Here is a 16,154-nt window from a genome sequence, read left to right on the forward strand (position 1 = left end):
ATGATAGGTGCCGGATAGATTCAATATCTTTGTTGGACATTCCCAAACTGCTACGTCCCATGCTACACTTAGGCGATTACAACTACCTGGAAATTCTGCGCGATCTGGAACACGGTCTTTACCTGGGCTCTGACGATGGAGACGTGTTACTGCCCCGCAAATACGTTCCAGCAGACGCCCGCATTGGTGACATGATCTCCGTGTTTGTGTACCGCGATTCTGAGGATCGCCTGATTGCCACCACCCTGGAGCCTAAAGCCAAGGTAGACCAGTTTGCCTGCCTGCAGGTACGGGACGTGAACAACTACGGGGCGTTTCTGGAATGGGGCCTTGAAAAAGACTTGTTTGTCCCCTACAAAAACCAGCACGACCCGCTGCACCCAGGCCAGTGGACCTTGGTCTACGTGTATTTGGACGAAAACTCAGACCGGTTGGTAGGCTCCACCAAGTTGGGCCCTTACCTGAACTACGACCCCATCACCCTGGAAGAAGGCGACGAAGTACAGCTGTTGATCGGGCCGGAGAAAGCCTTGGGCTACCAGGTAATCGTGAACAACAAGTACCTGGGCATGCTGTACCGCAACGAGGTATTCCGCAGCCTGACGCCCGGCGAATACACCCAGGGCTACCTCAAAAAAGTAAGAGAAGACAACAAGTTGGATGTAAGCCTGCAGAAGCAAGGCTATGACGAGGTACTGGAAGCCTCTGACCTCATCCTAGATCGGCTACGGGCCCAAAACGGGCATCTGCCACTCACCGACAAAAGCTCCCCTGATCTGATCTACCAGACGCTGGGCATGAGCAAAAAAACCTTTAAAAAAGCAATCGGGGCCTTGTACAAGCGAGGAGAGGTGCAACTATTGCCAGAAGGGATTAGTCTTTTGAATAAGTCCTGATTTGTCCTTCCACTACCTGTCTCTCACAACCTCATGAAATACGTCTGTCTGCTTTTGCTTTGTATTTGCAGTACCCTTCTCAGTCATGCCCAAGCGCCAAAGATCACAAAGCAACTGACCGCCGTCCGGACTGCCACCCCGCCCAAGTTAGATGGCCTTCCCGACGAGGAAATCTGGCAGCTGGCCCCTGCGGCGACAGACTTCACCCAGATGAACCCAGCCAACGGCTCACCGGCCAAGCAGCGCACCGAAGTACGGGTCTTGTATGACGATGAGGCCGTGTACGTGGGTGCCATTCTCTTTGATACGGCCCCAGATTCTATCCTTTCACAGTTAAGCCAACGCGATGGCGGCCAGGTGAACGCCGATATGTTTGGGGTGTATTTTGACACGTACCTTGACAAGCAGAACGCCTTCGGGTTTGAAGTGTCTACCGCCGGCGTGCAGACCGATTTCAAGGCCACCAACAACGGAAACCAGACCTCCTGGGATGCGGTCTGGCAAAGTGCCGTCACCCGTCACCCACAGGGTTGGAGCGTGGAGTTCCGGATACCTTACTCCGCCATCCGATTTCCCAAGAAAGACGTACAGACCTGGGGCATCAACTTCTGGCGCTCTACCCGCCGCTACCGCGAGGAGGCTTTCTGGAACTTCGTGGACAGCTCGGTGCAGGGTTGGGTAAACCAGTTTGGCGAGGTGCACGGCATCACTGGCCTCAAAGCTCCCTTGCGGTTGTCCTTGATGCCTTACCTTTCAGGCTACGCCGATCATTTTCCCCAAGACCAACCCGGCAAGAAAGACCTTAAAACCACCGTCAATGGTGGCATGGACATCAAATACGGCATCAACGACGCGTTCACCCTGGACATGACCCTGGTACCGGATTTCGGGCAGACGCAGTCAGATGCGCAGGTACTCAACCTCTCGCCGTTTGAGGTGCGTTTTGACGAAAACAGGCAGTTTTTCACCGAAGGGACCGAGCTCTTCAATAAGGCGGGCCTTTTCTACTCCCGCCGCATCGGGGCACAGCCCATCAATTACTCTAACTTCAGCTATGACAAAGGGTATTACGGGGAAAACGTAGAGATTCTGGAAAATCCCGAGAAAGCCAGCCTGGTGAACGCCTCCAAGCTCTCCGGCAGAACAAACAAAGGCTTGGGTATTGGCTTGTTCAACGCCGTGACCCGCAACACCTACGCCACCCTCAGAAGCGGCTTGAACAACGAGGAGTTCAAAGTCCTAACCGATCCCGTGACCAACTACAATGTGCTGGTGCTGGACCAAAGCTTGCCTTACAGTTCGTTTGTTACCTTCACCAACACCAACGTAACCCGGGGAGCAGGTTTCCACAACGCCAACGTGACAGGGCTTATGACCAAGCTCACCAACAAGAAGAACTCCTACACCCTGAACATGACCGGCAACCTGAGCCAGCGCTACAACAAAGGCGAACAGCCCCTGGGCACAGACAAGGTTGAATTGGGCCATATGTACTCGGCCAGTTTCGGAAAAACCAGTGGTAGCTTTCAGTTTCAGGCACGGCACACCGCCGAGAGCCACACCTATGACATCAATGACCTGGGTTACCTGGACAACAACAACTCCCGCGAAACGCAGGCCTACGTGGCGTACAATTTCTACAAGCCGTTCTGGAAACTGAACAACGCCTACAACGCGCTGGGGGTGCAACACCGCATGCTCTACAAGCCTTCTTCGTTTACCCAACTAGCGTATTTCCTGGAGACCAACGCCACCACCAAGAAATTTCTCTCCTTTGGCTACACCATTGTCTGGCTTCCGCTAGATGGCTATGATTACTTTGAGCCACGCTCTTATAAAGATGGTGTACCAGACCGTAAGCTGCGTAAACCCGCCGGTTGGGAGGTGAACAGTTACATTTCCACCGATTACCGCAAGAGACTGGCCTTTGACCTGAATGGCGGTTTCTACTACGCGAAGGAATATGACCAGTTAAGCCGATGGATTGGGATAAGCCCCCGAGTGCGGGTCAACGACCATTTACAACTTGTGTATGAAACCAACTTCAGCCAAGATTTCAACGCCTACGGGTTTGCCGGCAAAGGAGAACCAGACAGCGTTTTCTTCGGAAATCGCACCGTAAACACGGTCAGCAACACGCTTACCGGCACGTACATTTTCAACGCCCGTACGGCGCTCAACCTGAACATGCGCCATTATTGGTCTAACGCCACCTTTGACAAATACTTTCTGCTACAGGATAACGGGAACGGATCTCCCCTGGGCTACAGACCGGCCTCTCCGTCCGCCGATCCGCGTAACTTCAACGCCTTCAACATTGACCTGGTGTACAGTTGGCGATTTGCGCCGGGCAGTGAGGTAAGCGTAGTCTGGAAAAACGCGATCTATGACAGTGCCCTGCCCGAGCGTGCCAATTATTTTCTGAACCTGAGCAACACCCTGCAAGCCAAACAATTGAACAGTTTCTCCGTTAAGGTGCTATATTACCTTGATTATCAAGTGCTCCAACGTGCCCTTAAAACAAGATCCTAACTATGGTCTCTGCCAAAGCTGCTCTTATTGCCGGCGCCAGCGGATTGGTAGGCAGCCACTGCCTCCAGCTTCTGCTGCAAAGCCCCCGTTACAATAAAGTAATCTCTGTGGGCCGAAAGAAGCTAAACGTAGAGCACCCTAAATTGCAGCAGATCATTCTGGATTTTGATAACCTGGAGAAACACCGCCACAGCCTCATCGCCGATGACGTGTATTGCTGTTTAGGCACTACAATTAAGAAAGCAGGCTCAAAAGAGAACTTCCGGAAGGTGGATTACGATTACGTGGTCAATCTGGCCAAAATCACTTCCTCGCACTTTGCCACGCAGTTCTTAGTAGTGTCAGCGCTTGGGGCAGACCCTGACTCCCGCATTTTCTACAACCAGGTGAAAGGCCAGATGGAGCAAGCGGTCAAAAAGCTTCCTTTCACGGCGGTGCACATCTTTCAACCTTCTTTGCTTTTAGGGGAACGTCAGGAAGTGCGGTTTGGGGAGCGGGCGGCCGCCACGTTTATGAAAGGCGCTGGTTTCCTGTTCAACGGACCGTTGCGTAAATACAAAGCCATAGAGGCTAAAACAGTCGCCAAAGCCATGCTAGAGGCGGCCAAACAAGATGGCGGCGGGGTGCTGGTTCACCCCAATGAGCAGATGCTCCAGTATGCTTGACGGATAGATGCTTTTGCTAAAGGCTTTCTGCTTTTAAGGGTATTTAGCAAAAGTGAGTCCAAACCATTTCACTTTTCTCTCTTCTTCGTTGGCTAAAAGCTGTGGCTTGGGGAACTAACAAAGGTTCTAACTTTAAGGCAAGATTCTCCCTTAAGCGTCCATCAACTCTTCTCAAAACGGCAGACATCCGATTAAAAACGGTCTCTCCCAATTCTATCGCAACGATATAGCTGCAAAAGCCAAACTACTTTGGCAGCTACACTCAGGCAATTGCTTTACAAGACAACACCCTTGAAACTTTTTATTGAAACTCCATTTGATATTTTTTGAGCAAGAAGATCCACTACCTACAAAATACATAGAAGTAAGTATTTGATATTATCTTTTATCAAGATAATTTTGACTTAAAACCCCCACCAGTCATATTCATACTCAAGGGTCATTAAGTAAGATGACCTTTGGTTCCTTGTTGTGCCTGTTATTGAACTTAGGTTCTATATATAAATAACAGACAAGTTTACTACTATTTTAAATTCAGCATAATCTGTTTTAACGATTGCGAGAAAAGTGCTTTTCAGCTAACTATTTTTCGAGCAAATATCTTTTAACAAGGCGATGACTAATTACATCACGAGTTTCCTTATGATGCAATTAGTCATCGCTTATACTTCTCTTACTATATACCTTAAACAAATTAAAAACTATTGATTACTCAATTAACAAACACTATAATTCAACCTTTAAGATACATAACAAATACTTTGAAAAAAGTACATAATCCTGCAGCATAAATAAAAAAATAAATCATTCTTTTTTCTCAAGAACTACCACAATATTAGATAAACCATCAATGGAGTCTCTTACAGGTTTATCTGAAATATGAGAGGTAATAAAATTAGTTGAGGTAAGCTTTAATGAATTGGAGGTCAACTCAAAGGTACACAGCCAAACCATATCATTCTTGAAAAAGCTGATTGTGTTGCCACTGATCTTGAAAGAAAAAACACCACAGGGCTTTTCTAAATCAGAATCATACACCTCAAGTGTATTTTGAGAAAACTTAAATATAGAACCTTTTTTGATTGCCTTGCAGTGCGGCAAAATGGCAAGTGGGGTAGTTGTTGGTTCTACGACCACCCAAGAACCAATAATTAACGACTTTTCTAGATCATTTAGAACAGTACTTTTAAAACCGGTACACGCAAAAGAAAGCAACACACAAATGGTTGTTAAAACAAAAAAATCAGCTTTAAATCTCATCATTATTGGTATTAAATTTTAAATAAATAAACCAAGACTACATCATACAATTTACATTTATTTACCACAACTAATATCATTCAATAAACAAAGCAGCTTCAACAAATCATTCACAAACTACATACCTCGCGCAAACAAGTATCACACATCTACTCCTAAAACGTTTTCACCCTATTTTCTAAAAGATAATAAAAAATAAACAACCAAATATCCTTTCCATTTAACGTATACACTTATGAAACAGATCTATCTACTTCTATCCCTTCTATTCTTCAGTTGGGTCACAGGCTCTGCCACCGCCCAAAACCCCATCTATATCGGAAAAATTAAAGATATAGCTACAACTTACAAGACAAAGGTCCAACAAGCCAACAGCGCAACGGCTCTCGAGGCACAGGTCAGCCATCAACTACCCGGTGGAAAGCCTTTAACCCTCAAACTGAAATCAAGTAAGCAGGAGGGGGCGGCCAATCATTTTTACGGAGAAGTTTCCGGCTCAAGGTATAGTAGTTTCAACCTAAGCGTGAATGGCCGGGAGGTTTCCGGTTCCATCATCATGCGAGAGGAAAAGAAGTTTTATCGATACTCTTCCACTCCAGATGGTTCAGTGTATTTAAAAGAAGAAGATATTGATCAAGTGCTCTGTGTGGGCATTCCTAAATTTGAGAAAAAACCAGAGAAGGAACGATTCAAAACAGCCCAGGCACCTACCATAGCTAATGCCGTTCCTATCCTTCAGAGTTTGCCTGGTGCCGGAGCAGTAGTTTACCTTGACTTTGACGGGCAGACAGTATCTAATACCCTGTGGAACTCAAATTTCAACGGTGGCAACCCCATTGTAGCTGAGCCTTCCACCCTAAGCGAAGCTGAAATGACGGAGGTATGGAAACTGGTAAGTGAAGATTTCCGGCCTTTTGCTCTTAATGTGACTACCAGTGAAGCCGTCTTTAACAGTGTTCCGGTTAACCGCCGGATGCGCGTCATCTTTACTCCCACTAACTATTTCTATCCTAACGCTGGAGGCGTAGCGTACATTGGGTCATTTACCTGGGGAGGCACCTCTTACGGTGAAACTCCTTGCTGGGTGTGGAACACTGGCGTAAAGGGCGCCGGAGAGGCCGGTACCCATGAGGCAGGGCATACACTACAGTTAGTACATGACGGACGAACCTCTCCCGCTGAAGAGTATTTCTGGGGACAAAGCTCTTGGGGGCCAGTAATGGGCGCAGGATATTCTGTACCGGTGGTTCAATGGAGTAAAGGTGAGTACCCCTACGCCAACAACACAGAAGATGATTTAGCAAAAATTTCTACCCTAAACGGCTTTGGTTATCGCGCCGATGACCATGGAAACACCACTACAACGGCCACCCCACTTATAGTAGAAACTAATGGTGACATCTTAGCGGAAAAAAACAAAGGGGTTGTCACAACCCGCACCGATGTGGATGTCTTTTCATTCACTTCTTCTGGCGGACTGACGTCCCTTACCGTGAATCCGGATCCCAGCCACCCCAACCTGGACATTTCCCTTACGTTGCGTAACTCTGCTGGCACGGTAGTAGCAACTGCTGACCCATCTACCCTGGCAGCTTCTTTAAGCACAACCTTAGCAGCCGGAACCTATTACCTTACAGTGGATGGAGTCACCGGGGCATTGGGAGCTAACTCAGATTATGGCTCCTTAGGTTCCTACACTATCTCTTCATCCAGCTATTGCACACCTTTATATGTTACCGGGTGCTCTGACCAAGACTTTATCAACAACCTAAGCTTTAATACGCTCGTGAATAACAACTCGGGTTGTAGCAGCGGAACCTCAACTGGGTACACCAATTACGCTCCATCTGGCACGTACACCACCGCTGTAAACAAAGGCGTTACTTATAGCCTTAAACTACAGTCTGGAACTTCCTACCCCCAGGGGTTTGGCGTCTGGATAGATTATAACCAAGATAAAGACTTTAATGATGCGGGCGAGTTCGTATACGGCTCACCTTCCGCCACTACCAGCCTTTTAACCACCAACGTCACTATACCCACAACTGCGACGTCAGGTACAACCCGAATGCGGGTGAGAAGTTTATTTAACAATGTTCTGGCTAGCACCGATGCCTGTAGTTCTTTCAATTATGGCGAGGCTGAAGACTATACTATCACAATTAGTCATAACACCTCTCCTACCGTAAGTCTTACTGCACCAGCAGCTGGAGCAGTCTTCGTTAACCCAACCACAATTGCTATCACCGCCAACGCCGCAGACCCTGACGGCACAGTGGCTAAAGTGGAATTCTTCGCAGGAACTACCAAGCTGGGGGAAGACCTCACAGCTCCCTACTCCTACAACTGGGCCGGAGCTGCCGCCGGCACTTACTCGCTGACCGCCAAGGTGACAGACAATCAAGGCAAGGTCGCTACTTCTGCTGCCAGATCTATTACTGTGAAAACGACCACTCCTCCTACAGTAAGCTTGACTTCTCCCACAAGCGGAGCAATCTTTACGGTTCCAGCAACCATCACCATCAACGCTAATGCCGCAGATACTGACGGAACAATAGCTAAGGTAGAGTTCTTCCGGGGTACCACTAAATTGGGTGAAGACCTCACAGCTCCCTACTCCTACACCTGGACAAGCGCTACGGTTGGCACCTATTCCCTTACCGCCAAGGCAATTGATAATATAGGAGCAGCTACTACTTCAGCCGCAGTATCTATTACGGTTAAAGATAATGCCGCTCCTACCGTAAGTTTAACAGCCCCTACCGCCGGAGCCACTTTCACAGTTCCAGCCACCATCACTATATCTGCTAACGCCGCAGATACTGATGGCACGGTGGCTAAGGTGGAGTTCTTTGCCGGAACCACCAAGCTGGGCGAAGACCTTTCTGCCCCATACTCTTACAGCTGGACAGGAGCCACAGCCGGAACCCACTCGCTAACTGCCAAGGCGACTGATAACTTAGGCAAAGTCACTACCTCATCGGCAAGATCTATAACTGTGACCAGCGGCAACGTAGGCCCTACCGTTTCTATCACCTCACCTACCGCAGGAGCCACTTTCTCTGCCCCAGCCACCATCAACATCACGGCCAACGTCACAGATTCTGATGGAACAGTGTCTAAAGTGGAATTCTTTGTTGGAACCACCAAGCTACGGGAAGACCTGACGGCCCCTTACTCCTTCAGTTGGTCTGGAGTAGCCATGGGAACCTATTCACTTACGGCTAAGGCAACTGATAACCTAGGTAAGGTTACCACTTCTGCCGCTGTTTCAGTTACAATTACCAGTTGTGCTCCTACGTATACCATGGGTTGCTCAGATGGGGACTTCATCAACAACTTTAGCTTTAACACTCTGGTGAATAATAACTCGGGCTGCAGCGGCGGAACCTCCATAGGATACACCGTTTATCCCGCATCTGGAACCTATACCACTTCCGTTACTCCGGGGCAAGCCTATACTCTCAAAGTACAGTCTGGGGCAGCTTATCCGCAGGGATTTGGTGTTTGGATAGATTATAATGGAGACAGGGATTTCTCTGATGCTGGAGAGTTTGTGTACAAATCTGCTTCCGCTTCAACAAGCCTTCTGACGGCCACCATTACAATTCCAACCACCGCAGTTGCCGGTCCTAGGCAAATGCGGGTTAGAAGCCGCTACAACGCCGTCCTAGCCAGCACCGATGCTTGTAGCTCAATCTCTTATGGAGAGGCGGAGGACTATACCATTACCATCAATACAACCACTACTCCGGCGGTTGCTGCCATCAGCTCATCGGTAAGTGAATCAGAACTACAGGTTGGAACCGACCATACTTTCCGGGTATATCCTAACCCTTTCACTGATAACACTACCATTGAGTTCGCTTTTGCTCAGGATGAAGAATATAGTGTGAAGATCTATAGTGCAAGTGGCACCTTAGTGAAAACCCTTACCGCAGGTAAAGCAAAGGCTAAATCAATCATGCAGGTAGAGTGGGCAGATAATCAGACGGCAGCAGGTTTGTATTTTGTACGGTTAGAGTCTAAGCAGGGAGTGCAAACCCTAAGGGCCATGAAGAGATAGATTAGTTTACTACTTCTGAATCATGAACAGCTATAAGTCCTTGGCTCTTGGGGTCAAGGACTTATTTTTTGTTTTACTGTTACATTTCAGGAGAACATATTTTACATGGCTTGACAAGTTCCCCTAAAAGATAACTACTCAACATTAGAACTTGGCTGCGCGTAAAGGCAGCAGACCCAACTTCATTTCCATGGACGCTGCCCAACACCAGATACAACACCACTTTCCCCGGAGTACCCAATATGACCCTGAGTGGGTGCGTGAGCACTCCATGGGCGAAAATGTGCTCTTCAATCTGGAAAGCATCACGTCTCTCATTCCCTTAAAGAAAGGCATGCGCGTGTTGGACCTGGGCTGCGGCAAGGCAGCAAGTTCTATTTTCCTGGCCAAAGAGTTTGGAGTGCAGGTCTGGGCAGTAGACGAGGCTATCTCGGCCACCGCTAACTACAAAAGGGTGCAGGAAGAAAGCTTGGAAAACCAGGTGTTCCCGCTCCAGCTAGACGCCCGTTCGCTGCCGTTCCCAGAGGAGTTCTTCGATGTAGTGCTGGTTATTGACTCCTACACCTACTTCGGCACCGATGACAAGTATCTGCCCTACATCTGCCGGTTCCTGAAATCAGACGGGTATATTGGCATTGTGGACGTATGTTTCAAAGACGAGATTGAGACTATTGACCAAGTACCTGAGTTTCTGCGCGAAGATTTTCAGGCGTACTGGTACTACATCCATTCAGTGGCCTGGTGGCGCAAGCTCTGGGAAAAGACAGGCTTGGTGCAGATCAAAACCGCAGAACTTCTGCCCGCCGCCGACCTGATCAGAGAGCAATATGTGCGCGATTTTGAGGAACACGGTCAGAAAAAAGACCCGTTTGCCCGCGGACTGAAAAAAGATACCGAGCACCAAATCAGCTTTTTCAGGCTAATTGGCCAACGCACCTCCCGCGAGGCGTACTTGCAGTCTTATAAAAAAAGCTAACTTGCGAGCTCAGGTTTCAACCGGAAATCGCCCAAAAGCTTTTTACTAGTTTTTATCCACAGGTAAAATATTCCCAGGTTCTAAGAAGTTTTAGAAAGGCAGACCCCAGGATCGGTCTCTTTTGTGAAGAATCATTTTACTATGAAAAACAAACATCTTATTTTTGGGCTGATAATAGTAGTGCTCTCCCTCGCCAAGCTGGAAAGCGCCCAGGCGCAAACGGTAGGCCTTGGCCTTAGGGTGGGAGGGTATTCGGCGGGTATCTCCGGAAAGTATTTTTTCAGAGAAGACCGCGCCTTGGAGGGGATACTGGGAACGGGCTTCGGACGGCGAGGCTTCCAGTTAACCGGTTTATTGGAGCAACACGCCTCGGCGTTTGGCATCCAGGGGCTGCAGTGGTTTTATGGAGCCGGCGGGCACTTGGGCATTTTCCGCGGAAGATACTACCACAAGCCCTCCAGCAAACATTATGAAGACTCTTATGATAACACCCTCGTAACGTTGGGGGTGGATGGTATTGTAGGTTTGGAATATCAGATTACGGAAATTCCGATTTCAGTGGGCATCGATTTTAAGCCATTTTTCGAAGTCAACCGAGACGGTCTTTTCTTGTATGGCGACGGAGCTCTGACCGTCCGCTACACATTCTAATGCTTCCCCGAACCTACTTGAAAAGCCTGCCTCGTGCAGGCTTTTTCTATTTCAGGCCTTTCGTCTGTAGTCAGGCAACTCCGCTTTATACCTCTTTTGCTGAAACCTGGCCCAAAGCGCTTTAGCTCCACACCTGCATTTGCGGAATCCAACCGCAACCCGTATCTTTGCTACTGCTTATCAAGAAAGACGGAGGGATTAGGCCCTGTGATGTCTTAGCAACCCAATTCAGTTGGGTGCTACTTCCTACCCGCTGCACCTACGCGCCGGGGGAGATAAGTGACGGAACTCCCACGCACCTGCGCCCGCCACTTTCCTCTGCCCTTTCTTGAGCCGCAACTAACCCTTTAGGTTTGCACAAGATGACCCGCATTGAGGAAGAAGTAAAAAAACGAATATTAGTCTTAGACGGTGCCATGGGTACCATGATCCAGCGGTACAACCTCCAAGAGGATGATTACCGTGGCGAACGTTTCAAAGACTACCACTTAGATGTGAAGGGGAACAACGATTTGCTCTCTATCACCCAACCCCACATCATCAAAGAAATACACAGCCTCTACTTTGAGGCGGGCGCCGATATAGCCGAAACCAACACCTTCAGCGGCACCTCCATTGCCATGGCCGATTACGACATGCAGGATTTGGTGTACGAACTGAACTATGAGTCGGCCCGCATTGCCCGCGAAGCCGCTGACGAGTGGACTGCCAGAACCCCGGAGAAACCTCGCTTTGTGGCCGGAGCCATCGGACCAACCAACCGTACTGCTTCTTTGTCGCCAGACGTGAACAACCCTGGCTATCGTGCCATAACGTATGACGAACTGGTAGAAGCCTACACCGAGCAGGTTCGCGGACTGGTAGACGGTGGCGTGGACTTGCTGTTGGTAGAAACCATCTTCGATACGTTGAATGCCAAGGCGGCTTTGTTCGCCATTGACCAATACAGTCAGCAAACCGGCAAACGTTTACCTTTGATGGTTTCTGGTACTATCACCGATGCCAGCGGCCGTACCCTTTCAGGCCAAACGGTAGAGGCTTTCCTGTACTCCGTGTCACACATGCCGCTGTTGAGCGTAGGCTTTAACTGTGCGTTGGGTGCGAAGCAGCTGCGCCCGCACTTACAATCCCTGAGTAAGGCTTCTAAGTTTCATATCAGTGCTTACCCAAATGCTGGCCTGCCGAACGCCTTCGGGGCGTATGACGAAACGCCGGAGCAAATGGGCCAGCACATCCGCGACTTCCTGGAGAACAACTTCGTGAACATCGTGGGTGGCTGTTGCGGAACTACGCCGCCGCACATCAAGGCTATTGCTGAGATTGCGAAGCAGTATCCGCCTCGTCCGTTGCCGCAATTACCGGCTGTTCCTACTTACTCCGGTCTGGAGCCACTGACGGTATATGAAGGGTCTAACTTCGTGAACATCGGCGAGCGTACCAACGTGACTGGTTCTAAAAAATTTGCGCGTTTGATTCTAAACGAGCAGTACGAAGAGGCCTTGGCCATTGCCCGCCAGCAGGTGGAGAACGGAGCGCAAATCATTGACGTGAACATGGACGAAGGCATGCTGGACTCTGAGGCCGCCATGACCTTGTTCCTGAACCTGATTGCCTCTGAACCAGACATCGCCCGGGTGCCTATCATGATTGACTCCTCTAAGTGGAGCGTGATTGAGGCCGGTTTGAAGTGCGTGCAGGGGAAAGCCATCGTGAACTCCATCTCCCTCAAAGAAGGCGAAGAGGCGTTCAAAGAGCGCGCCCGCAAAGTGCGCAGCTACGGCGCCGCCGTGGTGGTGATGGCCTTTGACGAAGAAGGCCAGGCCGACAACTACGAGCGCCGCATCCAGATTTGCGAACGGGCTTACAATATCCTGACCAAAGAAGTAGGCTTCCCCGCCGAAGACATCATCTTTGACCCCAACATCCTGACCGTAGCCACGGGTATGGAGGAGCACAACAACTACGCTGTTGACTTCATCAACGCCACTCGCTGGATCAAGCAAAACCTGCCGGGAGCCAAAGTGAGCGGTGGCGTAAGTAACATTTCCTTCTCGTTCCGGGGCAATGACCCCGTACGCGAGGCCATGCACTCCGTATTCCTGTACCACGCCATCAAAGCCGGTCTGGACATGGGCATCGTGAACGCAGGTATGTTAGAGGTTTACGAGGAAATCCCGAAAGACCTTCTAGAGCGCGTGGAAGACGTGCTACTGAACCGCCGTCCAGACGCAACTGAGCGTTTAGTGGAGTTCGCCGAAACGGTGAAAAACAAAGGTAAGGAAGTCGTACGCGACGAGGCCTGGCGCCATGAACCGGTGCAGAAGCGTTTAACCCACGCTTTGGTAAAAGGATTGGTAGAATACATTGATCAGGACGTGGAAGAAGCCCGTCACCTGTACCAGAAGCCGCTGGAAGTGATTGAAGGTCCGCTCATGGACGGCATGAACGTGGTAGGCGACCTGTTCCAGGAAGGCAAGATGTTCCTGCCGCAGGTAGTGAAAAGCGCCCGCGTGATGAAGAAAGCCGTGGCATACCTGCTTCCTTACATTGAAGAAGAGAAAGTACGCGCCGCCGCCAACGGGGACACCTCCACGCGCCAGACTAACGGAAAAATTCTGATGGCTACAGTGAAAGGCGACGTACACGACATCGGGAAGAACATTGTAGGCGTAGTTCTGGCCTGCAACAACTATGAAGTAATTGACCTGGGCGTGATGACGCCCGCCGATAAAATTTTGGATGCTGCCCGCGAGCACAACGTGGACGTAATCGGCCTGAGTGGTTTGATTACCCCATCTTTGGACGAGATGGTGCATGTGGCCCGTGAAATGGAGCGCCAGAACTTCAACATTCCACTGCTCATCGGTGGGGCCACCACCTCGCGTGCGCATACCGCCGTAAAAGTGGCGCCTGCCTACAACGGCACCGTGGTACACGTACTGGATGCATCGCGCAGTGTACCCGTAGTTGGTAACTTGCTGAGCCCTGATAACAAGGAGAAGTTTGCCGCTGACACCCGCCTGGAGTACGACCAGATGCGCGAAGGCTACCTGAGCCGACAGAAAGACAAGAAATACCTGCCCCTACCCCAGGCGCGCGCCAACAAACTGCCTATTGAGTGGAAAGCCGAAGATGTGTACACCCCGGCCAAAACCGGCGTGCAGGTGTTCCAGAACTTCCCATTAGAAGAGTTGGTGCCGTATATTGACTGGACTCCGTTCTTCCAGGCTTGGGAGCTGCATGGCAAATTCCCGAAACTGCTGGAAGACGCGGTTGTTGGCGAAGCAGCCACCAAACTGTACGCCGATGCCCAAGCCTTGCTCAAGCGCATTGTAGACGAGAAGTTGTTAACCGCCAATGGCGTGGCCGGTCTATTCCCAGCTAACAGCATGGGAGACGATGACGTGGAAATCTACACGGATGAAGCGCGTACCCAAGTTTTGACTCACTTCCGGACGCTTCGTCAGCAGGGCCAGAAAGGACCCAACGTTCCAAATATCGCCTTGGCAGACTTTGTCGCTCCTAAAGAAACGGGCTTGGCAGATTACACCGGAGGTTTCGCGGTGACCGCTGGTATTGGCTTAGATGAACTGGTGCAACAGTTTGAAGCGGATCACGACGATTACCACAGCATCATGGCCAAAGCCTTGGCTGACCGTTTAGCGGAGGCTTTTGCGGAGAAACTGCACGAGATTGTGCGGAAGGAAATATGGGCCTACGAGCCGGAGGAAAGCCTCACCAACGAAGACCTGATCAAGGAGAAGTACCAGGGCATCCGTCCGGCACCGGGTTATCCCGCCTGTCCAGACCATACGGAGAAAACCACACTGTTCCAGTTGTTGGAAGTGGAGAAGCACACCGGCATCTCCTTAACCGAAAGCTTGGCTATGTACCCAACCGCGGCCGTGTCTGGCATGTACTTCGCGCACAAACAATCAAAGTACTTCGGATTGGGCAAGATTGAAAAGGACCAGGTAACGGACTACGCGCAGCGCAAAGGCTTGAGCGTGGAGGAAACCGAGCGTTGGTTATCACCTAACCTTAATTACTAATCATTGTTTAGGCGCTAGTTTGCTAAAAACAGCCCCTAAACAAACTCAATAAAAGCATTTTCAAGGCCTTGGCCTAAGACATACATAACTTCAATGAAAGTTACTGAGCATTTACAGAACGCCACCAATACCCTTTTCTCGTTTGAGATTCTGCCGCCGGTAAAAGGCACTAGCATTCAGTCTATTTACCAAGGCATTGACCCATTGATGGAGTTTAAGCCCCCGTTTATCAACGTGACCTACCACCGCGAGGAGTACGTGTTCAAGGAAAGGGAGAATGGTTTATTGGAAAAAATAACAATTAGAAAACGCCCAGGCACGGTAGGTATCTGTTCGGCCATTATGAACAAGTACCACGTGGATGCGGTGCCGCATATTATCTGCGGGGGCTTCAGCCGGGAAGAAACCGAGAACGCCTTGATGGATCTTAACTTCCTAGGCATCGATAACGTGTTGTTGCTGCGCGGTGATGCGGTGAAGACCGAGCCCGGTTTCCGGCCGCACAAAGACGGGCACTCCTACGCTTCTGACCTGATCAAACAGGTGGTGCACCTGAACCACGGCGTGTACCTGGATGAAGAGATGGAAAACCCTGTACCTACGGATTTCTGCATTGGTGTGGCCGGCTACCCGGAGAAACACATGGAGGCTCCCAACCTGGCCACCGACCTGCGCTACCTGAAGCAGAAAGTAGATCTGGGCGCCAACTACATCATCACGCAGATGTTCTTTGATAATAAGAAATTCTTTGAGTTTGTGAACGCGTGCCGGGCAGCGGGAATCAATGTACCTATCATTCCGGGTCTAAAAACGCTGACCACCAGAAACCAGCTGAACGTGCTGCCGCGCTACTTCAACATAGATTTGCCCGAAGACCTTGTGAACGCCGTGGAAGCTTGTACCAACCCGAAAGACGTGAAACAGGTAGGCATTGACTGGACTATCCAGCAGTGCAAAGAACTGATGGCGTTTGGCGTGCCGTGCCTGCACTTTTACACCATGAGTAAATCTGATGCTACCCAAGCAGTAGCGAGAGCTATCTTTTAATCTGTTTCC

At 49.8% G+C, this 16,154-nt stretch carries 9 protein-coding genes and 1 riboswitch; of the genes, 8 read left to right on the forward strand and 1 reads right to left on the reverse strand.

What is annotated here, in order from left to right; genetic code table 11:
- Positions 1 to 59: 59 nt before the first annotated feature.
- From ACW9SV_RS03230 to ACW9SV_RS03240, 3 genes are read left to right on the forward strand one after another with little or no spacing between them, the layout of a single operon-like run.
- Entirely contained in the window at positions 60 to 896 is an 837-nt protein-coding gene (locus ACW9SV_RS03230; protein ID WP_479555298.1) for a CvfB family protein, read from the forward strand.
- A gap of 33 nt (positions 897 to 929) precedes the next feature.
- Positions 930 to 3,428, forward strand: a complete 2,499-nt coding sequence (locus ACW9SV_RS03235; RefSeq protein ID WP_479555299.1) for a DUF5916 domain-containing protein — start codon at positions 930 to 932, stop codon at positions 3,426 to 3,428.
- Positions 3,429 to 3,430: 2 nt separating this feature from the next.
- On the forward strand, positions 3,431 to 4,093 hold the full coding sequence (locus tag ACW9SV_RS03240; RefSeq protein ID WP_479555300.1) for an oxidoreductase: 663 nt from the start codon (positions 3,431 to 3,433) through the stop codon (positions 4,091 to 4,093).
- A gap of 804 nt (positions 4,094 to 4,897) precedes the next feature.
- Here ACW9SV_RS03240 and ACW9SV_RS03245 read toward each other — a convergent pair.
- Complete coding sequence (locus ACW9SV_RS03245) at positions 4,898 to 5,356, reverse strand: hypothetical protein (RefSeq protein WP_479555301.1); 459 nt, start codon at positions 5,354 to 5,356, stop codon at positions 4,898 to 4,900.
- Between the two features lie 232 nt (positions 5,357 to 5,588).
- Here ACW9SV_RS03245 and ACW9SV_RS03250 point away from each other — a divergent pair, with 232 nt between their 5' ends.
- The 5 genes from ACW9SV_RS03250 (at position 5,589) to metF (ending at position 16,145) form a co-directional block, all read left to right on the forward strand.
- Positions 5,589 to 9,419, forward strand: a complete 3,831-nt coding sequence (locus tag ACW9SV_RS03250) for an Ig-like domain-containing protein (RefSeq protein ID WP_479555302.1) — start codon at positions 5,589 to 5,591, stop codon at positions 9,417 to 9,419.
- Positions 9,420 to 9,570: 151 nt separating this feature from the next.
- Complete coding sequence (locus ACW9SV_RS03255; protein WP_479555303.1) at positions 9,571 to 10,395, forward strand: SAM-dependent methyltransferase; 825 nt, start codon at positions 9,571 to 9,573, stop codon at positions 10,393 to 10,395.
- A 141-nt stretch (positions 10,396 to 10,536) separates the two neighbouring features.
- Positions 10,537 to 11,046, forward strand: a complete 510-nt coding sequence (locus ACW9SV_RS03260; protein WP_479555304.1) for a hypothetical protein — start codon at positions 10,537 to 10,539, stop codon at positions 11,044 to 11,046.
- A gap of 174 nt (positions 11,047 to 11,220) precedes the next feature.
- Positions 11,221 to 11,328: riboswitch (SAM riboswitch) on the forward strand.
- Positions 11,329 to 11,408: 80 nt separating this feature from the next.
- Complete coding sequence (gene metH / locus ACW9SV_RS03265) at positions 11,409 to 15,098, forward strand: methionine synthase (RefSeq protein WP_479556507.1); 3,690 nt, start codon at positions 11,409 to 11,411, stop codon at positions 15,096 to 15,098.
- A gap of 93 nt (positions 15,099 to 15,191) precedes the next feature.
- Positions 15,192 to 16,145: a methylenetetrahydrofolate reductase [NAD(P)H] gene (gene metF, locus ACW9SV_RS03270; protein ID WP_479555305.1), complete on the forward strand. Its 954-nt coding sequence runs from the start codon at positions 15,192 to 15,194 to the stop codon at positions 16,143 to 16,145.
- Positions 16,146 to 16,154: the final 9 nt, after the last annotated feature.

It is taken from the genome of Rufibacter sp. JT20002 (assembly GCF_056491185.1).

What these genes read in the sequence shown, in the direction of transcription:
- ACW9SV_RS03230 (WP_479555298.1), top strand. Translation starts at nt 60, where the DNA reads ATGCTACACTTAGGCGATTACAACTACCTGGAAATTCTGCGCGATCTG.
- ACW9SV_RS03235 (WP_479555299.1), top strand. Translation starts at nt 930, where the DNA reads ATGAAATACGTCTGTCTGCTTTTGCTTTGTATTTGCAGTACCCTTCTC.
- ACW9SV_RS03240 (WP_479555300.1), top strand. Translation starts at nt 3,431, where the DNA reads ATGGTCTCTGCCAAAGCTGCTCTTATTGCCGGCGCCAGCGGATTGGTA.
- ACW9SV_RS03245 (WP_479555301.1), bottom strand. Translation starts at nt 5,356, where the DNA reads ATGATGAGATTTAAAGCTGATTTTTTTGTTTTAACAACCATTTGTGTG.
- ACW9SV_RS03250 (WP_479555302.1), top strand. Translation starts at nt 5,589, where the DNA reads ATGAAACAGATCTATCTACTTCTATCCCTTCTATTCTTCAGTTGGGTC.
- ACW9SV_RS03260 (WP_479555304.1), top strand. Translation starts at nt 10,537, where the DNA reads ATGAAAAACAAACATCTTATTTTTGGGCTGATAATAGTAGTGCTCTCC.
- metH (WP_479556507.1), top strand. Translation starts at nt 11,409, where the DNA reads ATGACCCGCATTGAGGAAGAAGTAAAAAAACGAATATTAGTCTTAGAC.
- metF (WP_479555305.1), top strand. Translation starts at nt 15,192, where the DNA reads ATGAAAGTTACTGAGCATTTACAGAACGCCACCAATACCCTTTTCTCG.